Source organism: Bacillus sp. FSL W8-1141 (genome assembly GCF_038593205.1).
GTDB classification, from domain to species: Bacteria; Bacillota; Bacilli; order Bacillales; family Bacillaceae; genus Bacillus; species Bacillus altitudinis.
Genome location: NZ_CP151973.1, coordinates 1,935,707 through 1,956,667, shown reverse-complemented (window position 1 = coordinate 1,956,667; position 20,961 = coordinate 1,935,707). Strand labels below are relative to the sequence as shown.

The window sequence follows — 20,961 nt, the reverse complement described above, 5'->3', positions numbered from 1 at the left end:
TGAAAAATGGCGGAAATTAAAGTACCTGAACTAGCGGAATCAATCTCGGAAGGAACAATTGCTCAGTGGCTAAAACAGCCGGGCGATTATGTTGAGCAGGGGGAATACCTGTTAGAACTTGAAACAGATAAAGTCAATGTCGAATTGACAGCTGAAGAATCTGGTGTTCTAAAAGAAGTACTGAAAGATTCTGGTGACACTGTCCAAGTTGGAGAAGTCATCGGAACGATTGCAGCAGGTGAAGCTGGCGGAAGCGAGTCCGCAGCTCCAGCACCTGAGCAAGATTCTGCACCAGCTTCGAAAGAAGAACCAGCAGCTGAACAAAAAGAAGAGGCAGCAAAAGAAGAGCTGAAATCTGGTAATGGCAGAACGATCGCTTCTCCAGCAGCTAGAAAACTAGCAAGAGAGAAGGGGTTAGACTTATCTGAGATTCCAACCGCAGATCCGCTGGGCAGGGTACGAAAGCAGGATGTAGCTTCTTACCAAAAGAATGAAGCTCCTGCAAGTGCACCGAAAGCTGCGCCAAAAGCAAATGCTGCGGTGCAAAATGATCAAGCAGGGAAACCAGTTGAGCGTGAAAAAATGTCACGCCGCAGACAAACCATTGCAAAACGTTTAGTTGAAGTTCAACAAACGGCAGCGATGCTGACAACATTTAATGAAGTCGATATGACAGCTGTCATGGATCTAAGAAAGCGTCGCAAAGATGCCTTCCTTGAACAAAACGATGTGAAACTGGGCTTCATGTCCTTCTTCACAAAAGCAGTGGTAGCAGCACTTAAAAAATATCCACTTCTCAACGCAGAAATTCAAGGTGATGAGCTTGTCATTAAAAAATTCTATGACATCGGTATTGCTGTAGCCGCCAATGAAGGGCTTGTGGTACCAGTTGTCCGTGATGCAGACAGACTATCGTTTGCTGGAATTGAAAAAGAAATCGGTCATCTTGCGAAAAAAGCAAGAGATAACAAATTATCGCTCAATGAATTACAAGGTGGATCATTCACGATCACAAACGGAGGAACATTTGGTTCTCTGCTTTCAACACCAATTTTAAACAGTCCTCAAGTTGGAATTTTAGGTATGCATAAAATTCAGCTTCGTCCTGTTGCAATTGATGAAGAACGCTTTGAAAACCGTCCAATGATGTATTTAGCTCTTTCATACGACCACCGTATTGTCGATGGTAAAGAAGCTGTTGGGTTCCTTGTCACGATTAAAAATCTACTTGAAGATCCTGAACAGCTATTGCTTGAAGGATAATCGAAAGAAAAAGCTAGTACCGATGAGGGTACTAGCTTTTTTGGTCTTTATTTTCTGGGTAGCCTCTTTTTGACCAAAATGTTGCCAGCCAAGAGCCAGATAAATTATGCCATACGCTAAAAATGGCACTGGGAACGGCGGCAAGTGGAGAAAAATGTGCGGTTGCAAGGGCTGCGCCAAGTCCAGAATTTTGCATCCCTACTTCTATTGAAATTGCTCGTTGAGAAGGAATGTCCATTTTACACCATTTTGCAATGAGGTAACCCAATAATAGACCAAGAGCATTATGTAAAACAACAACGGCAAAAATAAGCAGTCCAGATTGCAGAATCTGTTCTTTATTTGCGCTGACAACAGCTGCAATGATGGCGACAATGCCAACCACAGATACAAGCGGGAGTGCTTGTACAGCATACGTCACTTGTTTTTTTAAAAACAATTTGACGATGACCCCTAAAATAATCGGAATTAAGACAACTTGGACAATCGACAAAAACAAAGCACCCGGTGATACAGATAACCAAGATTTTGCAAAGATATAAATGAAAACAGGGGTCAAAATGGGAGCAAGTAGGGTCGAGATCGTTGTCACGGCAACGGATAAGGCCGTATTTCCTTTCGCCAAAAAGGTCATTACATTGGATGCAGTCCCGCCTGGACAGCAGCCGACGAGAATGACACCAACAGCGATTTCAGAAGGCAAATGTAACCCATAGGCCAATAAAAATGCAATGAGTGGCATCAGTGTATACTGCGCTAAAACCCCGATCAATACATAAAGAGGCTTTCTAAAAAGCTCTTTAAAATCTTCAGAAGACAGCGTCAGCCCCATGCCAAACATAATAATGCCAAGTAAAAAAGGGATATAAGGTCCAATCAAAGAAAATGCCGCAGGAAAAGTAAAACCTAGACAAGCAAAGACAATGACCCATATAGCAAATGTTCTTCCCGCAAAGTGACTAATGTGTAAAAGGGTGTTCATACTATCTTTCAACTCTCTTTCTTTTCATATCTTTTCTATTTTAAATGAATTTTCTGAAAAAACAACCTATGATTTTGCATCTGGTGCTCATAATATTATTATGTAAACTAATAAAAAACCCCACATAGTACATGAACTATGTGGAGTATGCGATCAAAAAGGTGTCCATTTCACTTGTTGAGCCTGTTTTAGTCTTGCTTCTGGCTCACGCCAGTCAACGACATTCCACCACTGGTCTACATATTGCGCCTTCTCATTTCGATATTGGAGGTAATAGGCATGCTCCCACACATCAAGAGCAAGAAGGGGGATGATGTCCCACTGCGAGAGGAACTGATGGCGCTCTGCTTGTAAAATGTCTAAACGCTGAGATCGCGAGGACCATACAAGGATCGCCCATCCGACACCTTCTACTTGTTTGGCAGCAGCTGAAAAATGTGACTTGAACGCCTCATAGCTGCCAAATGATTGATCAATGAGACGAAGCATTTGACCAGTAGGTTTTCTTTTTCCTGAAGGACTCATTGAAAACCAAAAGATACAATGTAAATAATGTCCTGCCCCATGAAAGGCAAGTTCACGTTCCCAATGCTTGATCATCGTAAAGTCATTGGTTCTTCTTGCTTTTTTTAGCGCAAGTTCAGCTTGATTTAGACCATTAACATAAGTTTGATGATGCTTTTGATGGTGCAAGTACATAATTTCTTTTGAAATATAAGGTTCGAGCGCGTCATACCGATAAGGCAGTGGTGGTAACTGATGATTTCCAGCTGCTACATCGCGCACTTCTTCGTGTGGCTGCATGTCTTCTGCAATCCTTTCGGCTAGTTCGTACCATTCTTGTTCACTCGAATGATCATCCTCCATTTTGAGTCGTAAATTTTCCACTTTTCGATGAATTTTATCATCTTGCCACACATGTTGGATCGTGCTAAGCCACTCTTTGAGCTGTGAGCGATATTCTTCTTTATTCATGTATACGCCTCATTTCGTTTAAAAATGTAGAACAAGCCATCATCGGAAACACAAATGGGTAGCTATGATAGGTGATGTAAAATTGTTTTGGCAGTCCAATGCCGACTGGATAGTACATGGCTTCTTCAGTATGGTGATGGTTCACTAAAAAGGAGACAGCTTTCAAAATGGCTGCGTTATTTGCTTTCTCATATTGGAGGAGCGCCTCGGTCGCCCATGCGGTTTGAACCACTGTGCCAAAGGGAAGCGGGACATAGGTTTTCAGTTCTGCACTTTTACACGATTCTCCGAAACTGCCATCTTCAAGCTGAATCTGCTTTAGGAAACGGCACGCTTTTTGCACAGCAGGGTGTGAGGAGGGAACGCCGGCCGCTTTCAGTCCTGTTAACGCCGCCCAAGTTCCATAAATATAACAAACACCCCATCTGCCAAACCATGATCCGTTTTTCTCTTGGTGGTCAATGAGCCATTTTACACATCGATCTTTTTGCCTGAGAATCGAGGGTGAAGCAGTATCTTTTTCTTCTAAACCAATCAAATGGAGCACACGACCAGTAATATCAGGAGTTGACGGATCAATCGCCGCATCCTCCGCAGATTCAAGCGGAAGGTGACGAAGTAGAAAGTGATCTTGATTTTTTTCAAAAGCAGAAAAGCCGCCATCACGGTTTTGCATGGAGAGAAGCCAGTCATATCCTCGTTTCCACTGAAGTGGAGCGTATTCTTTTGGGATGGCTTTTAACACAATTTGCGTGTCATCACAATCAGGATTATTCGTATTGATATGTGAGAAACCAAAGCCCCCGGGAGCAGCATGACGGTTATGAACTGCCCAATCCGCTTTCTTCATTTGCTGCCGGTCCAGCAAATAGGTGAAGGAATTCATGATCATGGGATCTTCTCGTTTTCTTCCTGCTCTTTGAGAAGCGTAACTGACAAGCGCTGTATCCCACACAGTCGAGGTGGAATTCTCAGCATATATCTTGCCTTGACAGGAGGTGACGAGCCTTTTCATACCTCTGACTGCTTTTTGGATGAGATGATGTCCAGGGGAGTACCCAAGGCTCATGAGGGCATAGACCATAAAGATGGTTGCACTTAAGTAACTATACAGCGTCCCATCTTTTTCAAGACGGTCAAACATGTATCGCTTTGCCGCTTCATATCCGAAAAAGTCGAGCCGGCTGTCGAGGGCTGTATATGACCGCATATACATGAGGAAGTCATCAGTCGAACGTTCTTCTCTTGCCATAAACCAGTCAAATGGATTTTTAGACATGTTTTCATCAAGATGGGCTAATGATGGAAACGCAGCATGAGAGGTGTACCGTTTGTTCAGTGCGATCATCATGGGTACAAAATGAATCCTTGCATAGGCACTAAGGTGGTAGAAGTGCAGTGGAAAAGACGTAGGGATGAGTAAAAAGGAAAGAGGTGCATAGAAGTAGGGCCAAGGGTGCATGCCATTTACGGCAAGCATCCACTTTGTCATAAAATGAACGTTCTTTAGGCCACCTTTTGAGCGAATATATTGTGCTGCTTTTTCCATATGGGGCTCGTCTTTTTGAAATCTGCCAGATGCGAGCATGCCGCAATAACCTTGTACTGTAGCTGTGAGATGTCCCGACTGGTCATGATACAAAGAAAAGGAACCATCTTCATTTTGTTTGGCATGTATTGCTTCGGCCAATTGATGGATCAATTGCTGATCGGGGTCACCAACGGCTTTTAACAGCATAATGAAAAAAGCATTTGTCATCATAGGTCCTTCAAAGCAGAAAATAAATGCGCCATCTTCTCTTTGTCTGCGTTCTACCTGCATGTGCAGTTCATCGATATATTCGTTGACTCTCGTTTTAAAATCTTGCATTCGGCCATGCTCCTTTCCTTTATCACTATATTCAGGAGTCGGCCTGTCACATGCCAGCACAAAAAAAGCCGTTGACATCGTCACCGGCTTTAGCGTGATTAGTCTTGCAGATTAATCCACACGCTTTTGACTTCTGTATAGTTGTTAAGGGCATATGATCCCATTTCTCTGCCAAGGCCTGACTGTTTATATCCGCCAAACGGGGAGGCGGCATCAAAGACATTATAGCAGTTGACCCAAATGGTTCCTGCTTCTAGGCGTGCAGCGATATCGTGAGCATGCTTTAAGTTTTCTGTCCAAAGTCCTGCCGCTAACCCATAGTCAGATTGATTGGCCCGTTCGACCACTTCATCAATGGAATCGTAAGGAATCGCAGATAGAACTGGACCGAAGATCTCTTCTTTTGCGATTGTCATTTCATCTTCTACATCTTTAAAGACAGTAGGGGAGACGAAATAGCCTGCTTCATAAGGGCAGTCACCACCGACTACGGCTGTTGCACCTTCTGACTTCCCTTTTTCGATGTAACCTAACACACGTTCATGCTGCTCTTTACTCACTAGAGGCCCAATCTGGGTATCATGATGAAGACCAGCTCCTTGTTTTAATGATGTCGCATATTTAGCCATTTGATCGACGACTTCATCATATTGGCTCCGGTGCACAAAGACCCTTGATCCTGCACAGCACACTTGACCTTGGTTAAACATCACGCCGTTTAATGCACCTGGAATGGCTTTCTTTAAATCGGCATCTGGTAAAATAATATTCGGCGATTTTCCGCCAAGCTCTAAAGTAACACGCTTGATGGATTTGGCTGCTTTCTCCATGATCAATTTCCCAACACTTGTTGATCCAGTGAAAGCCAGCTTATTGACATCAGGGTGATCGGTTAATGCTTCACCGGCTGTTTCACCGAATCCAGGAACGATGTTAATCACGCCTTCTGGGAATCCGGCTTTATCCACTAATTCAGCTAAATATAAAGCAGATAGTGGCGTTTGTTCAGCTGGCTTTAAAACGATGGTGCAGCCTGTTGCTAGTGCAGCACCCATTTTCCACATGGCCATGAGCAGCGGGAAGTTCCAAGGAATGATTTGTCCCACAACGCCCACAGGCTCATGGCGGGTATAATTAAAATATCCCTGGCTGACAGGAAGGGTTTGTCCAGTCATTTTTGTGGTCCACCCTGCATAATAGCGCATGTGCTCAATGGCAAGAGGGATATCCGCATTGGTTGTTTCATTAATTGGTTTTCCATTATCAAGTGTTTCCAGCTGAGCCAGTTCTTCTTGGTGTTCTTCCATTAAATCTGCCAGCTTAAACATCAAGCGGGCACGTTCGGCTGCAGACATAGAACGCCAAGGTCCATGGAACGCCTTTTTAGCAGCTTTTACTGCCTCATCAATGTCGGCTGCACCTGCTTCATATACATCAATAAGGGTTTCTCCTGTGGCAGGGTTAGGCGTAGAGAATGTTTTGTTATCATGACTTGTGACAAACTGACCGTTAATGTAGAGTTTTTTCGTCCCTTGGAGAAAAGATTCGAGTTTTGAACTGATTTGAAGTGTTGTAGAGCTCATAAATAAACAAACCTCCTTAAAGATATGGGTTGTTCTGCGAGTTCTAGGTGGAAAAAGTGGACATGAAGCCATTTGTATACGCACACACATGTAAACGTATACATTTATCATATTACACGACATCTTTGAAAGCAATCGATAACACTCATTGCATTTCACGAAAAATTGGCTACAATAAATGTATAGATGAAAAAAGGAGTTTTTAAATCATGATCCATCAAAACTGGCAAACGGCTGAAACGGTAAAACAAGTAAAATGTGTACATACAAATGCGAAAAAATATATGGTTGACCGGGCATTAACGGTTGGACACACATATGATGTGAAAAATGAAACAGAGGAATTTCTCTTTGTCGTTGATAATACGGGTAAAGTAGGCGGGTATTACAAAGAGTATTTCGAAGACAATTCTGCTGAATGATTTTGATGGTCATCACTCATACTAAGAAAAACAGTAAAGGGTGATGATGATGAAAAAGCAGCAGCAAGAAGAGCAGAAACATCAAAATGCTTGGCATGACAATGAAGATGCTGATATGGCGATTACACTTGAGCAAATTTCTGATGTGTATGCCGAAGGAACGATTGATACCCCGAAAGATGAATAGTCATTTAAAACAGTGATTTTACATAATCACTGTTTTTTTATGGTCTCATAACGAATGATTTCTTGAAAAACCTGAAACTTTTTTCCTGCTTTAACAGTCTAAATAAGTAGAGGAAAGAGCATCGGATCAAAAAGAAAAAGTTAAATGAAATTTAATCTATTCGTAATGGAATAACGACGATTTATAGCGTATTCTATAAGTGAGAATAAAACGTACCCACAGAGCCGTGTGGCCGTTTTGTCATAAAGGAATTTGATGCAGGAAGAGGGGGTTTACGTGGGTATTTTTTCTGTCAGTAAACAAAATGATCATAAAAAATTCGAATCCTTATTAATTGAAGGAGAAAGAATTGAGGCTGTTTACAGACTGCGTCACGACCAAATTTGTTTCACCAATAAACGACTGATCTTTGGCGATAACCGCGTATTTTCTAAAAAGAAAGTCAGGGTCTCCTTGCCGTATCGATCAATTGAAAGTTTTGCCATTCAAGAAGCTGGCGTGTTTGATCAGGACACTGGTATGCTGCTTGTTACAAGCTCAAAAGTATTTGAACTCGATTTTTCTAAAGATACAGATTTGAGTGACGTGCAGGCCATTTTAACAAAACATCTTTGCTGATCAACGATGCGATTACATAGATCACATGCACTTTTCTCATTCTTTGTTCTTATTTTTATCTATCGCATATCCCTTGAGCTTTTCCCATCACAGTGGGGAAGGCTTTTTTCTATTCGTGTGTTTGAATCACATCAAAAAAGGATAAAGATGAAACAGATACAGAAAGGAGAATGAACAATGAAAGTATTAGTTGCTGGAGCAAACGGACATACAGGGAGACTTGTCATTCGATATTTAAAAGAAAAAGGACATGAGCCGCTTGCTCTCATTCGAGATGAAAAACAAGCAGATGCGCTAAAAGAACTTGGAGCAGCGCCTGTCATCGGTGATCTTGAAAAGGATGTGACAGATGCTGTGAAGCAAGCAGAAGCTGTCATCTTTGCAGCTGGTTCAGGCTCAAAAACAGGTGCAGATAAAACCATCGCTGTTGATCAAGAGGGGGCAAAACGCCTCGTTGATACAGCCAAAAAAGAAAATATTCAGCATTTTGTGATGCTGAGTTCTTATAATGCCGACGATCCTCATCAAGGAAAAGGACAAGGCAGTATGGAGATTTATTATGAAGCGAAAAGAAAAGCCGATGAACATTTAAAACAGTCTGGTCTTTCTTACACCATTGTGCGGCCAGGAGCACTGCTGCATGAGGAGAAGACAGGGAAAATAGAAGCGGCTGCTCATATTCCAGACGATCGTGACATTGAGATTTCAAGAGAAGATGTAGCCACTGTCTTAGTGGAAAGCTTAACGGAATCCAATGTGAAAAATAAAGCCTTTGACTTAATCAAAGGTGATACACCAGTAGAAGAAGCACTTCGCAATCTTTAAATGAAGAAAGCTGCTGCCAAAGGCGGCGGCTTTTTTTGATGTTTTCATTTCGCATGGAGCGGGAAGGTAAAGAGAAAGGAGTGATTGACCGTGAGCTTAACGAAAGAGCAAAAAGCTGATTTATATGAAAGACTTATTCAATTAAAAGAAGATGTGAAAGGATCAAAAAAGAAAGAAGAATCCATGCTGGTCGAATCGAATGAGATTTCAAATGGTGTTGGAAACCATATCGCAGATCACGGAAGCATCTATTTAGATCGCATGACCGAACAGACGCTGGATCAAGTCGATGATCAGATCGAAGGTGAAATTGATGCGGCGCTTAAGCGGATGGAAGACGGAACATATGGAATTTGTGAAAAAACAGGAAAAGACATTCCATATGACCGTTTGAAAGCAGTACCCTATACTCGTTATTCAATTGATGCAAAGAAAAATGAAGAAACCAATCAAGATCCAAATGAATTTGACCGTTCGTTCTCTGAGCAAATGCGTGATTTAACAAATAGAGAAACAATGGATCAATTACATTCAGATACGTATGAAAGGCTAGAAGAAGAGCAAGATGTTGATGTAGATGAGGGAAAATAACATGATGAGAGGAATTTATGTTTTCTCAACATAATGTTTTCCCACGTCTACATGGACAAAAATCTTGTATACATGAGTATTTTTTTTAGAAAAAACATATCTTGAAATTTAATAAACTTTCGTGTAGTATAGTTTAAAGGCTGCGATGCGCGTAATGTTAATTAAGTTTTAACCTTTAAGCTGTAATAGGGAGTTTTATATTGAAGCCGGAATGTCACGCCTCCTTCGAGAGGAAGACAGGAACGTTTCTGCAAACACCCACTTTGAGGAGTGGTGGTTTAAAACTTTCTTACTTAGATTACGGCATCCGCAGCTTTTCCTAGGATGATTCAAGCCATTTTCCATTTTTGGAAAATGGCTTTTTATTTTGTCCAAAATACGATTTTGAACAGACCGAATGTGGATGTACAAATGTATGTTAAAATAGACAAAACAAACGACGGAGAGGGAATTGGATGTTACAACAAGCAGAAGCACTTCTTAAACAATATTATGGCTTTGATGTTTTTAGACAAGGACAAAAACAAGCCATTGAATCGATTGTGAATAAACGGAAGGATACGGTCTGCATTATGCCGACAGGCGGAGGGAAATCGGTTTGCTACCAGATTCCTGCCCTTATGATGGAAGGAACGACAATCGTTGTATCTCCGCTTATTTCTTTAATGAAAGATCAGGTTGATGCGTTAAATGAGATGGGAATACGATCGTCCTTTTTAAATAGTACACTTTCAGCAGGTGAAATGAATACAAGGCTGAAAAAATGTGAACAGGGGGAGTATGATTTGCTTTATATCACCCCTGAACGCTTACAAAATGAACGTTTTTTTCAGCTGCTTGATCGATTGACGATTCCTTTAATGGCTATTGATGAAGCGCACTGTATATCTGAGTGGGGACATGATTTTAGACCGAGCTATCGCTTTATACAAGAATGTGTAAACAAGCTTTCAAAAAGGCCTGTTATTGTAGCATTAACAGCCACTGCTACAAAGAAGGTCCAACAGGATATATGTGAGCAACTTGGCATGGACGAAGAAGAAACAATCTTTACTGGTTTTGCTAGAGAAAATTTGTCTTTTCAAGTGGTGAAAGGGCAAAACAGCGACCAATTCATCACACAATATATGAAGAAAAACAGTCTTGAGTCAGGCATTATTTATACAGCCACACGAAAAGAAGCAGATCAAATTTATCATCGTCTAAAAAAGCAAAAGATCAAAGCGGGTGTTTATCACGGAGGATTAGATGATGAAGTGAGAGAAGAACAGCAAAATCTTTTTTTAAATGATGATATTCAAGTAATGGTAGCTACATCTGCATTTGGTATGGGGATTAATAAGTCTAATGTACGTTTTGTCATTCATCATCAAATTCCAAGAGATATTGAAAGTTACTACCAAGAAGCAGGACGTGCCGGGAGAGACGGGCTTGAAAGTGAATGCATTTTACTGTTTTCACCGCAAGGCGTACGCGTGCAGCGCTTTCTCATTGAACAATCAACAGAAGATGAATTGCGGTATCAGCATGAATTGCTCAAGCTGAGACAAATGGTAGACTACTGTCATACGGAACAGTGCCTTCAGCAATTTGTGATGGATTACTTTGACCAATCATCAAGTGCCCCTTGTCAAAAATGCAGCAACTGTCTAGACGAGAGAGAGCGTGAAGACGTCACGAGAGAAGCACAAATGGTTTTGTCGTGTACCGTTAGAATGAACGAACGATTCGGAAAAATGATGATAGCTCAAGTATTAGCCGGCTCTAAAAACAAAAAAGTGCTTGATTTTGGTTTCGACCGGCTTCCTACTTATGCTTTAATGAAACAGCATTCAGCCCAACATATCAGTGATTTCATTGAATTTTTAATTACGGAAGAGTATTTACACATGTCTGAAGGAGCTTTTCCAACACTAAAAGTGACACAAAAAGGAAAGAAAGTGCTAGTGGGGCAGGAGACCGTCTATAAAAAGCAGGCGATAAAGGCAGAGGCTATTCAAGAAAATGATGCATTATTTGAGCAGTTAAGAATGGTCAGAATGAAGTTGGCAAGAGAGCAGGGCGTTCCGCCATTTGTTGTCTTTTCTGATCAAACATTGAAGGAAATGTCAGCAGTAGAGCCTAAAACAGAAGAAGAACTTTTAAATATTAAAGGTGTCGGTGCACAAAAAAGAGAGAAATATGGAGATGTTTTTTTAGAAGAAATTCGTTTATTTATAGAAAAAGAGAAAAAATAAAGAGTTTGAAGAAGGAAAATAAATTTTTTTCGTTTCACTTGGACGCGTTTTCATCATGATGATTTCCATCCCTACAAAACCTTGATATGATGCGGAATTGAGCCATTTAGTGGGCTGATTTACCAATGGAGAGAGATGTTTCATGTAAAGGAACTGTAATCTAAAACATATCGTTTTGTTATTGAAATGACATTTACATATGTTACGATAGCACTCGTTAGCCGCCATAAAAAGCTAACAAGGGAGGATTTACTTTATGAAGAAGACTATTATGTCCTTGGTTGCTGTTGCAGCAATCTCAACAACAGCATTAGGAGCACAGCAAGCTTCTGCAAAGGAAATCACTGTACAGAAAGGTGATACACTTTGGGGAATCTCTCAAAAAAATGATGTGTCTCTAAAGGACCTAAAGGGTTGGAACAATTTATCTACAGACATGATCTATGTAGGAGATAAATTGACAATCTCTTCAAAAGAGAAAACTCAGGAGCAGTACAAAGTCCAGAAGGGGGACAGCCTCTGGAAAATCGCTCAAAAATTCAATGTGTCAATTAGCGATATTAAGTCTTGGAATAACTTAAACTCAGATATAATTATGATTGGCTCAACACTAAGTGTTGCTGGTCAAAGCTCAGCTCCGGTAAGCTCAGAACCTGTTCAAAAACAGGCACCTGTCCAAAAAGAGCAAACAACGAAAAAAGCTGCTCCTAAAAAGGAAACAGCTAAAGCAGAATCATCTTCTGCTAGTCAAAGTGTTCAAAAAGAAATGACTGTAACGGCTACGGCTTATACAGCAAATGATGGTGGCATCTCAGGTATCACTGCAACAGGGGTAAACTTAAACAAAAACCCAAATGCAAAAGTAATCGCAGTAGATCCTAATGTCATTCCATTAGGAAGTAAGGTTTATGTTGAAGGCTACGGTGAAGCCATCGCAGCAGATACTGGCGGCGCAATTAAAGGTAACAAAATTGATGTACACGTACCAAGCAAATCCCAAGCTAAAAATTGGGGCGTAAAATCAGTCAAAGTGAAAGTACTTAACTAGTAGTCTATTGTTTTTGGAAGAAAGCATCAGGTGGCGGCCTGATGCTTTTATTATACCTTTTTTTGGCCGGAAATACACATATTTTTCTGAAAAATTCGCATTTTCGACAAAAACCAGCGTATAAGTCCATCTCAACGCTGGTTTTTGTGTCGTTAGCTGTCCACCCAATAAATTTCTCCGCTTTGCTCTTTCCAATTAATTTGGACATCAAAATGGTGTTTTTCATAAAAATGAATCAGGCGGTCCACATGGTTCCAATCTCTTTTGACGAGATCCCCAGTAATGACTGGAATGTTTTGCTCTCTTGCGATTTCTTTTAAATGCTTCATACAAATGGATCCATAGCCATTATCAGGCGGGCCTTTAATATCGGCAATGTGAATCTTTCCTTCTTCAGGATATTCCGCGATCAAGGAAAAATCAGATTGTCCGCGAAAAGCTTTTTCACAATCGCTTAACATGATTTTGCACGTATCTGCATTCTCAATTGCAGAGACGATCATCCATTCATCTTCCTTCGCTTGATCAATGCCAATAATCTTAGCTTTTTTTGAAATATCTTTTATATTTTCTTGCATTCGATACATTTGGAACTGCAACTGCTGTAATTCTTGCTCTAATGTCTTCACATCTTTTGTTGTTTCCTGTAAGATTGACAAGTCTATTGCTCCTTTCATAGAAGAGTTGATAAAAACCACACAAATTCCCATTCTAAAGGAAGTGAGTGGATCTTTCAAGCCGCTAGAAGGCAGGCAATCGGCAAGTTTGTCTAAAATTCGACGAAGACAGCGAATTCATTGACTTTAGAGACAAAGTTAAATAACATACTCTTAGTCGGAACTAATAAAGAGAGGTTTTCAAACATGAACGAACAGAATCAAAAACCGAAAAATTTCACCGGCATTGTTGTCTTTTTAACAATTGCCATAAACGGCTTAATTGCTTTATTATTTTTCATGCCAAAAACAGATAAATTTAGTCATCTGGATATTACATTTCTGCCGTTACTGAATGCCGTGATGAACAGTTTTACGTTTATCTTTTTACTTTCAGCGCTCATTATGATTAAACAAAAGAACATTAAAGCCCATCGACGATTTATCTTTGCGGCTTTTTCAACAACACTTGTCTTTTTAATTTCGTATGTGACGTATCATTCAATGGCAGCTGATACACACTTCGGGGGAGAAGGAATCATTCGTCCGATTTACTTCTTTATTCTCATCACACATATCGTCTTATCTGCCGTCATTGTACCGCTTGCACTGATCACTCTCTTTAGAGGCGCACAAATGCAAGTCGAACGACATCGTAAAATTGCCAGATGGACCATGCCTCTTTGGCTCTATGTCAGTCTAACAGGTGTCATCGTATATATCATGATTTCTCCATACTACAGCTAACGTATGTCCATCTGGGCATACGTTCTTTTATTTACAAGATGAAGTGCTTTGGATAAAATGGGAATTGGGTATCCGACTTGCACGGTATCTTCCCACCTATAGAATCACATCATGTCTGGCCGTTTGCTCGTTTGGAGAACACAATTGAACGAAACGGGGGTTATATGATGACTGAACAATTGCAGTACAAACCAGGGCTTGAAGACATTGTGGCAAGCGAAACGTCAATTTCGTTCCTAGATGTCCAGCAAGAAGAAATTGTGATTCGCGGTTATGACCTCATCGAGCTGGCACAAAGCAAGACGTACTTAGAAACAGCCTATCTGCTCATTTATGGAAGATTACCAGATGCAATGGAATATCACCAATTTCAGCAAGATATTTCCTCACAAACAAGCTTACATCCAACCATTCAAACCATTTTGACAAAACTGCCAAAAACCACTCACCCAATGGATGCCATGAGAACGTGTTTATCTGCTCTTGCAGGGTACGATGAACAACTGAATGATCGATCAGAAGCATGCCAACAAGCGCGTGCCGTTCGATTACTTGGCCAGCTACCAGCGATTGTTGCGGGAAGCTATCATATTCTCACACAAGACACCACACCTACTCCAGACCAGACCAAATCCTACACTGAAAACTTTCTAGCGATGTTAACAGGCCGCACTCCGGCACAAGACGAAATCAAAGCATTTGACCAAACGCTCACGCTTTATAGTGAGCATGAGCTGCCGAATTCAACATTTGCAGCAAGAGTCATTGCATCTACTCATTCTGACATGTATGGTGCTTTTACTGGAGCGATTTCTTCATTAAAAGGTGACTTACACGGAGGCGCAAACGAAGCAGTCATGCACATGCTGCTCGAAGGCAAAACAACAGAAGGTTTCCTTGCGCTCATCGAACGTAAATTAGCCGCAAAAGAAAAAATGATGGGCTTTGGACACCGGGTATACATGAGAAAAATGGACCCAAGAGCGGCTCTTTTAAAACGATCGTTGAAAACGCTTACCGAATCAAAAGGAGACACGACGCTTTATGACATGTGCGTCGCAGGCGAGGCATACATGAAAGAAAAGAAAAACCTCTATCCAAACCTTGATTATTACGCAGCACCTATTTATTACGTGCTCGGCATTCCTATTTCACTTTATACACCGATTTTCTTTGCTGCGAGAGCAAGCGGATTAGCAGCGCATGTCATCGAGCAGCATTCACACAATCGGATTTTTAGACCGAGAGTAAGGTACTTAGGACCAAGAGGATTAAAAGTCTCAAATGATGATGGAAAAACGGGGGAATGAATATGAATAAAACAGCAGTAGCTAATCAAACAGATCAACTATTAGAAGAGATTGCTGCCTATGCCGTAGATGGCGAGATTACGAGCAAAGAGGCCATTGAAACAGCTCGGTATGTACTTATGGATACACTTGGCTGCGGTATGCTGGCGCTCAACTTTCCAGAATGCACGAAGCATCTTGGACCCATCGTACCTGGAACTGTTGTCCCTAACGGAGCAAGAGTGCCCGGCACTTCATTTGTATTAGATCCTGTTCAAGCGGCTTTTAATATAGGATGTATGATCCGCTGGTTAGATTATAATGATACGTGGCTTGCACAGGAGTGGGGACATCCCTCAGATAACCTGGGCGGGATATTGGCTGTAAGTGATTATATCAGCAGAACGAGGCTTGCAAACGGAGAAGAACCGCTTTCGATGAATGACGTACTGCATGCGATTGTAAAGGCACATGAAATACAAGGTGTGCTTGCTTTAGAAAATTGTTTGAATCGAAATGGCTTGGATCATGTTCTTTTTGTCAAGGTGGCATCAAGTGCAGTCGTTTGTGCAATGCTTGGCGGAACGAAAGAAGATGTGCAGCATGTGTTATCGCAAGCATTTGTGGATAATTCACCGCTTAGAACGTACCGGCATGCCCCGAACACAGGATCAAGGAAATCGTGGGCAGCAGGGGATGCCACAAGCCGTGCAGTGAGACTAGCGATGATGACATTGAAAGGAGAAATGGGCTATCAGACGCCCCTCAGTGCAGAAAAGTGGGGATTTGAAGATGTGTTAATGAAAGGAAAACCACTCACACTTGCCCAGCCGCTCGGGTCATATGTGATCGAAAATGTACTCTTTAAAATTGCCTATCCAGCAGAATTTCATGCGCAAACTGCCGCTGAGGCCGCTGTCATTCTACATGATGCGGTAAAAGACCGTTTAGATGAGATTGACAGGATTGAGATTACGACACATGAATCAGCCATTCGAATTATTGATAAAAAAGGACCGCTTTACAACCCGGCAGACCGTGACCATTGCTTGCAGTATATTACGGCCATTGGGTTAATCTATGGTGAGCTGACTGCTGATCATTATGAAGAAGAGACGGCGCAGAATCCGCTCATTGACCGTTTGCGTGATCAAATGATCGTCAAAGAAGATAAACGGTATACAGAAGACTATTTAGATCCGAAAAAGAGATCAATTGCAAACTGTGTTCAAATCTTCTTTAAAGACGGAACGATGACAGATCGAATTGAAATTGAATATCCGCTTGGTCATCGCAGAAGAAGGCAGGAAGGGATCCCGCTGCTTGAAAAGAAATGGGCATATCATTTGAAAACGAGATTTCCACAAAAACAAGTCGATCAAATTGTTTCACTTTGCCAAAATCCAAATCAATTAAAAACAACGACAGTACCAGCATTTATGGATTTATTTGTCATATAAGGGGGAGCTAGTGTGTGGATCGTGAATGATGAAGTAAATCAAGCTGACTTAGCCGCAGCTTTTAAAGAGCAAATGCACAAATCCGCTTTATTTCAAATTCCAGGCGTTCACGATGGAATGTCTGCGCTCTATGCGAGGAAAATGGGATTTCAAGGGCTTTATTTATCGGGTGCCGCTTTTTGCGCAAGCAAAGGGCTTCCTGACCTCGGGATGATTCATTCCACTGAAATGGCGGAAAAGGCAAAGGAAATCATTCGAGCTTCTCAGCTGCCTCTTTTAGTTGATATGGATACTGGCTATGGCGGGGTATTAAATGCAGCCAGGGCAGCAAAAGAAATGGTGGAGAGCAAGGTAGCGGCTGTTCAAATTGAAGATCAGCAAATGCCGAAGAAATGCGGACATTTAAACGGAAAATCACTCGTTTCTGTAGAAGACATGATGGCGAAAATCAAAGCGATCAAACAAGCGGCACCTACACTTCTCGTCATCGCAAGAACAGATGCGAAGTCAGTAAACGGGATGGAGGATGTCATTCACCGGGCGAATCTCTATCTAGAAGCAGGAGCAGATGCCATTTTTCCTGAAGCGCTGATTACAGCAGAAGATTTCACGTATGCTTCAAACAATATAAAAGGGCCGCTTCTTGCAAACATGACGGAGTTTGGAAAAACACCTTATTATCATGCAGACGAATTTTCTATGTTTGGCTTTCAAATGGTGATTTATCCAGTGTCATCCCTGAGAGTTGCTGCAAAAGCGTATGAGCGTTTATTTATAGAGATTAAAGAAAAGGGGACGCAGCAGGGGATGCTGGAGGACATGCAAACGAGAAAGGAGCTATATGAAACGATTCATTATGATGAATATGAAGAAATGGATCAGCATTTAGCCAAAACGATCCTGCCGGAAATCGGGAAAGAGCATTCATAAAATGAAAAGCACTTCCTAAACGGAAGTGCTTTTTTTACGATGATGGTGTGGATGATGAAGCCAATTTCATCTTTTCTTCAACTGTTTTCGTTTTTTCTTTTACTTTTTCAGCATAAGTGAAATCACCGTAGCAATACGGATAGCGGAAGTTATCTTTGTCGCCCCCGCATGTATAGACTTCAGGGTTTCGCTTCACTTGCTTTTTGGAGTATTGCTTTGCCAATTTTTCGGAATGTTTTCCCCCGTTTTTTGCAACAAAATCAATATAGCCGATTCCCATGTTATAGCTTTGAATAATGGTTTCCAAATCAACGCCTTTTTTCTTCCCATGCTTGTACATGGTTGAAAAATGATGGACTCCTTGTTTAATGCTTTTCTGAGGGTCATTGATTTCATTTCGTTTCAAACCAAGAGATTCAGAGGACTGCATTGGATCTCCGCCTCTGCCTTTTGATTCTTGATACATCATACCGAGAATTAACGCGGTATATTGATCTAAATCTTGATCTCTTAACTCTGTTTCTACAAGCGGTTTGTAATCATCCAGTCTCGACAAAACAATTGATTCCGTATCAATCGGCAGCTTTTTTAACTCCTTTTGATTAAAGGAAATGACAATGGCCGCTAATACGCAAACAAACAGAAAAATCGTGAAACAGCCTGAAATGGCAAAACATCCTGTTTTTTTCTTTTTCAAGGTCAGTTCACCCCTGTTTTGCCCCGCTTTTAAAAGGGAAGTACAGCCTTTATATTATGCCATATCCTGCACAGGATACCAAGTGAAAACCTTATATTCAATCATAGCCAAACGTAAATTCTGTTCTTGTTTTCAGTCTATAGCAGAAATAAACAAAACCGATCATGAGCCACACCATGCCGATGATTAATGCATTTGTACTGATGCTTGTTAAGAGCCAAATACAAAAAGCCGTTCCGCAAAGAGGGATGATGGCATACCTCAGTGTGTTTAATACACCTCTTTGTTTTTGTTTGATGAAATAGTAAGCGAAAACAGACAAGTTAACAAACGTAAATCCAATTAATGCCCCGAAGCTGATAAACGAGTAAATGACCTCAAGCTCACCAACAACTGCGGTTAACGAAAAAACACCAATTAATAAAATATTAAATACAGGCGTTTTCAATGTTGGGTGAATATAACCGAAGAAACGCTTTGGTAATGATTGATCTCTTCCCATCGCATACAAGAGTCTTGCGGCACTCGCATGTGATGATAGGGAGGAAGAGATGACAGCGACCATGGTGCCGGCTAAAAAGAATGAGTGGAGAAACGCGCCGCCCACAAATTCTGCAATTTCAAGTGATGCCGCATCTGGATGCTTGAACTGTTGAAAATTTGGAAACACCTGCTGTAAAAAATAAGAGGTGAGGGTAAACAGCACACCTCCAATAGCGACCGTTAAAAATATGGCGAGAGGAATTGTTCTTTTTGGTTTAATTGTTTCCTCAGACATGGTCGAAATCGCATCAAATCCTAGAAAAGAAAAACATAAAATCGTCGCGCCGGAAAAAATAAGGGCGGGATCTAAGCTCGCTGAATAAAACGGACGGGTTGACAGTATCTCTCCCGTGCCTGCATGCTGCGTGAGCCCATAAATAATAAACCCAACAAATGTCACAGCGACAATCACCTGAAAGGTCACAAATAGCGCTGTAATGTTGGCTGTAAGACGTATACCGATCACATTGACAGTCGTTATGGCGATAGCAAGTATGATGATCCAAATGTAATGAGGTACATCAGGAAAGGCTGCGGTTAAATATGCACTTCCGATTGCAAAATTCACCATAGGCAAAAATAAATAGTCCAGCAATAGTGTCCAGCCTACAAGGAAACCGACGTGAGGATGAATACTTTTTTGCGCGTATGTATATGCAGATCCTGCTTTTGGAAAAGCCTTCACCATATTCCCATAGCTAAGCGCTGTCAATAGTAATGCCAGTAAAGTAAAGATATAAGCTGCAGCAACGTGTCCTTTCGTCAGCTGAGCAACAATGCCGTATGAATCAAATACGACAAGTGGGTCCATATAAGCAAGCCCGATCACAACAAGTGGAAAAACAGTCAGGCTGCGTTTTAGTCTTGGCTCTTCAGTCAATTTGCCTATCAGCTCCTCTAAAAAAATGAATAAATAATGCTCATTTTAAAAAGAATGCTACCACGTGTCAATGCTATTTGAATAAATCTTTTTTCAAAAGGTGTGGAAGCTTTGCATGCTACACGTTTTGGTATATGATGATACATAGAATAAGTCGTGAGTTGACTGACAAGAAAGGTGAAGCGAAATGAAGGAAGAACTGAATACAAATCAAGAACAGGAACGGATGGAGCTGGACGAAGAAAGTCTATTTCTTGTCTCCCAAACATTTAAAGCCTTATCTGATCCGACGCGTATTCGTATTCTGCATTTGCTGTCTCAAGGTGAACATTCAGTAAATGATATAGCAGAAACACTAAACCTTATGCAATCAACCGTATCTCATCAGCTGCGCTTTTTAAAAAATCTTCGTCTCGTGAAATCTAGACGAGCAGGGACCTCGATTTTTTACAGTCCTGAAGATCAGCATGTGATGGAAGTGCTTGAACAAATGATACACCATGCACAGCATGATTGAGAAAAAACCTTCCTACTTTTATATAGGAAGGTTTTTTATGCATGATGTACTTGGGTTGATCGTTTATTTGCTTTCATCATTTGATAAGAAAACACAATATAGTAAGCCGCTAGAAGGAAAAAGCTGAGTATTGTCAGCGCATCATCGCTGACAATATGCTGATACAATTCAACGATATCCATTTTGGTGATCGCATGTGTTGTGAGATTGACCGATTTAAATGCAAGCCTAGATAAAAACAAACATAAAATAAAGCTTTCAATCCATTTACTTGTTTTCATATACAGCCGGCCATTTTCTAATTTCATCTGAATCGTCTGATAGGCGTGAATGGCGAGACTGCTCCCGAAGATCATGCCAATGACGGCATAGATAAAAATACTGTGATTTTGCCATCCTTCTGATAAGAGAATAAGGGCAGTGAGACTAAATACATACATTCTCATGAAAAGATTTACCGGGCGCACAAGCTGATAGCGTCTCATTCGATTCATTCGAATGATGATCCAGACGAGCATGACGATCCCGATCATGAACAACTGCCATACGTAATGTGTCATGATGCAACCTCCTCCTGCACAGGCAGGGATGTAAACGAATGCTGGCTGTTACTTATCATTACCATTCTTTCTTTTTTTATC

Annotated in this window: 21 protein-coding genes and 1 other RNA gene; 14 read left to right on the top strand and 8 right to left on the bottom strand. The window is 41.1% G+C overall.

Annotated features, from left to right (window positions below; translation table 11 throughout):
• The first annotated feature begins 6 nt into the window (after nucleotides 1-6).
• A complete protein-coding gene (odhB, locus tag NSQ52_RS09790; RefSeq protein ID WP_342473280.1) occupies nucleotides 7-1,263 on the top strand; it encodes a 2-oxoglutarate dehydrogenase complex dihydrolipoyllysine-residue succinyltransferase in 1,257 nt (418 codons plus the stop codon).
• 31 nt (nucleotides 1,264-1,294) lie between these two features.
• On the opposite strand, the gene NSQ52_RS09785 is transcribed toward odhB, so the two are convergent.
• The 4 genes from NSQ52_RS09785 to NSQ52_RS09770 form a co-directional block, all read right to left on the bottom strand.
• Nucleotides 1,295-2,245, bottom strand: coding sequence for a bile acid:sodium symporter family protein (locus NSQ52_RS09785; RefSeq protein ID WP_342473279.1), 951 nt, complete (start codon nucleotides 2,243-2,245; stop codon nucleotides 1,295-1,297).
• 153 nt (nucleotides 2,246-2,398) lie between these two features.
• Nucleotides 2,399-3,220 (bottom strand): superoxide dismutase, encoded by an 822-nt coding sequence (locus tag NSQ52_RS09780; protein ID WP_178930268.1) that lies wholly within the window; start codon nucleotides 3,218-3,220, stop codon nucleotides 2,399-2,401.
• Nucleotides 3,213-5,090 carry a prenyltransferase/squalene oxidase repeat-containing protein gene (locus tag NSQ52_RS09775; protein WP_326241562.1) on the bottom strand — a complete coding sequence of 626 codons (1,878 nt, stop codon included), beginning with the start codon at nucleotides 5,088-5,090 and terminating at the stop codon, nucleotides 3,213-3,215. Before NSQ52_RS09775 ends, NSQ52_RS09780 begins: the two co-directional genes overlap by 8 nt.
• Nucleotides 5,091-5,188: 98 nt before the next feature.
• The gene (locus NSQ52_RS09770; protein WP_019743300.1) at nucleotides 5,189-6,673 is read right to left on the bottom strand and encodes an aldehyde dehydrogenase family protein; all 1,485 of its coding nucleotides are present in this window, start codon (nucleotides 6,671-6,673) and stop codon (nucleotides 5,189-5,191) included.
• A 209-nt stretch (nucleotides 6,674-6,882) separates the two neighbouring features.
• On the opposite strand from NSQ52_RS09770, the gene NSQ52_RS09765 reads away from it, so the two are divergent.
• The 8 genes from NSQ52_RS09765 (at nucleotide 6,883) to NSQ52_RS09730 (ending at nucleotide 12,601) form a co-directional block, all read left to right on the top strand.
• Complete coding sequence (locus tag NSQ52_RS09765) at nucleotides 6,883-7,095, top strand: DUF6501 family protein (protein WP_017367443.1); 213 nt, start codon at nucleotides 6,883-6,885, stop codon at nucleotides 7,093-7,095.
• A 49-nt stretch (nucleotides 7,096-7,144) separates the two neighbouring features.
• Nucleotides 7,145-7,282 carry a YozQ family protein gene (locus tag NSQ52_RS09760; protein ID WP_017359491.1) on the top strand — a complete coding sequence of 46 codons (138 nt, stop codon included), beginning with the start codon at nucleotides 7,145-7,147 and terminating at the stop codon, nucleotides 7,280-7,282.
• 276 nt (nucleotides 7,283-7,558) lie between these two features.
• Nucleotides 7,559-7,900, top strand: coding sequence for a PH domain-containing protein (locus tag NSQ52_RS09755; protein WP_008346505.1), 342 nt, complete (start codon nucleotides 7,559-7,561; stop codon nucleotides 7,898-7,900).
• 177 nt (nucleotides 7,901-8,077) lie between these two features.
• Nucleotides 8,078-8,725 carry an SDR family oxidoreductase gene (locus tag NSQ52_RS09750; protein ID WP_017367442.1) on the top strand — a complete coding sequence of 216 codons (648 nt, stop codon included), beginning with the start codon at nucleotides 8,078-8,080 and terminating at the stop codon, nucleotides 8,723-8,725.
• Nucleotides 8,726-8,815: 90 nt separating this feature from the next.
• Nucleotides 8,816-9,316 (top strand): TraR/DksA C4-type zinc finger protein, encoded by a 501-nt coding sequence (locus tag NSQ52_RS09745; RefSeq protein WP_342473277.1) that lies wholly within the window; start codon nucleotides 8,816-8,818, stop codon nucleotides 9,314-9,316.
• 134 nt (nucleotides 9,317-9,450) lie between these two features.
• Nucleotides 9,451-9,636, top strand: a non-coding RNA gene (ssrS, locus tag NSQ52_RS09740) — 6S RNA.
• Nucleotides 9,637-9,771: 135 nt separating this feature from the next.
• Nucleotides 9,772-11,553 carry a DNA helicase RecQ gene (recQ, locus tag NSQ52_RS09735; RefSeq protein WP_138278629.1) on the top strand — a complete coding sequence of 594 codons (1,782 nt, stop codon included), beginning with the start codon at nucleotides 9,772-9,774 and terminating at the stop codon, nucleotides 11,551-11,553.
• A 256-nt stretch (nucleotides 11,554-11,809) separates the two neighbouring features.
• Complete coding sequence (locus NSQ52_RS09730) at nucleotides 11,810-12,601, top strand: 3D domain-containing protein (RefSeq protein WP_007500712.1); 792 nt, start codon at nucleotides 11,810-11,812, stop codon at nucleotides 12,599-12,601.
• 152 nt (nucleotides 12,602-12,753) lie between these two features.
• On the opposite strand, the gene NSQ52_RS09725 is transcribed toward NSQ52_RS09730, so the two are convergent.
• Nucleotides 12,754-13,260 carry a GNAT family N-acetyltransferase gene (locus tag NSQ52_RS09725; protein ID WP_008346514.1) on the bottom strand — a complete coding sequence of 169 codons (507 nt, stop codon included), beginning with the start codon at nucleotides 13,258-13,260 and terminating at the stop codon, nucleotides 12,754-12,756.
• Nucleotides 13,261-13,464: 204 nt separating this feature from the next.
• Here NSQ52_RS09725 and NSQ52_RS09720 point away from each other — a divergent pair, with 204 nt between their 5' ends.
• The 4 genes from NSQ52_RS09720 (at nucleotide 13,465) to prpB (ending at nucleotide 17,683) form a co-directional block, all read left to right on the top strand.
• Nucleotides 13,465-14,004, top strand: a complete 540-nt coding sequence (locus NSQ52_RS09720) for a DUF420 domain-containing protein (RefSeq protein ID WP_008346516.1) — start codon at nucleotides 13,465-13,467, stop codon at nucleotides 14,002-14,004.
• Between the two features lie 167 nt (nucleotides 14,005-14,171).
• On the top strand, nucleotides 14,172-15,314 hold the full coding sequence (mmgD, locus tag NSQ52_RS09715) for a citrate synthase (protein WP_019743303.1): 1,143 nt from the start codon (nucleotides 14,172-14,174) through the stop codon (nucleotides 15,312-15,314).
• Between the two features lie 2 nt (nucleotides 15,315-15,316).
• Nucleotides 15,317-16,753, top strand: a complete 1,437-nt coding sequence (locus NSQ52_RS09710; RefSeq protein ID WP_072368427.1) for a bifunctional 2-methylcitrate dehydratase/aconitate hydratase — start codon at nucleotides 15,317-15,319, stop codon at nucleotides 16,751-16,753.
• A gap of 12 nt (nucleotides 16,754-16,765) precedes the next feature.
• A complete protein-coding gene (gene prpB / locus NSQ52_RS09705) occupies nucleotides 16,766-17,683 on the top strand; it encodes a methylisocitrate lyase (RefSeq protein WP_047946562.1) in 918 nt (305 codons plus the stop codon).
• Between the two features lie 34 nt (nucleotides 17,684-17,717).
• On the opposite strand, the gene NSQ52_RS09700 is transcribed toward prpB, so the two are convergent.
• Together NSQ52_RS09700 and NSQ52_RS09695 are read right to left on the bottom strand one after the other, a co-directional pair.
• Entirely contained in the window at nucleotides 17,718-18,380 is a 663-nt protein-coding gene (locus NSQ52_RS09700) for a lysozyme family protein (protein WP_017359484.1), read from the bottom strand.
• 97 nt (nucleotides 18,381-18,477) lie between these two features.
• Nucleotides 18,478-19,803: an APC family permease gene (locus NSQ52_RS09695; RefSeq protein WP_017359483.1), complete on the bottom strand. Its 1,326-nt coding sequence runs from the start codon at nucleotides 19,801-19,803 to the stop codon at nucleotides 18,478-18,480.
• A 187-nt stretch (nucleotides 19,804-19,990) separates the two neighbouring features.
• On the opposite strand from NSQ52_RS09695, the gene czrA reads away from it, so the two are divergent.
• Nucleotides 19,991-20,320, top strand: a complete 330-nt coding sequence (gene czrA, locus NSQ52_RS09690) for a Zn(II)-responsive metalloregulatory transcriptional repressor CzrA (RefSeq protein WP_007500691.1) — start codon at nucleotides 19,991-19,993, stop codon at nucleotides 20,318-20,320.
• 35 nt (nucleotides 20,321-20,355) lie between these two features.
• Here the strand turns inward: czrA and NSQ52_RS09685 are convergent, their stop codons facing one another.
• Entirely contained in the window at nucleotides 20,356-20,880 is a 525-nt protein-coding gene (locus tag NSQ52_RS09685; protein WP_144665611.1) for a mother cell-specific membrane sporulation protein, read from the bottom strand.
• Nucleotides 20,881-20,961 lie beyond the last annotated feature (81 nt).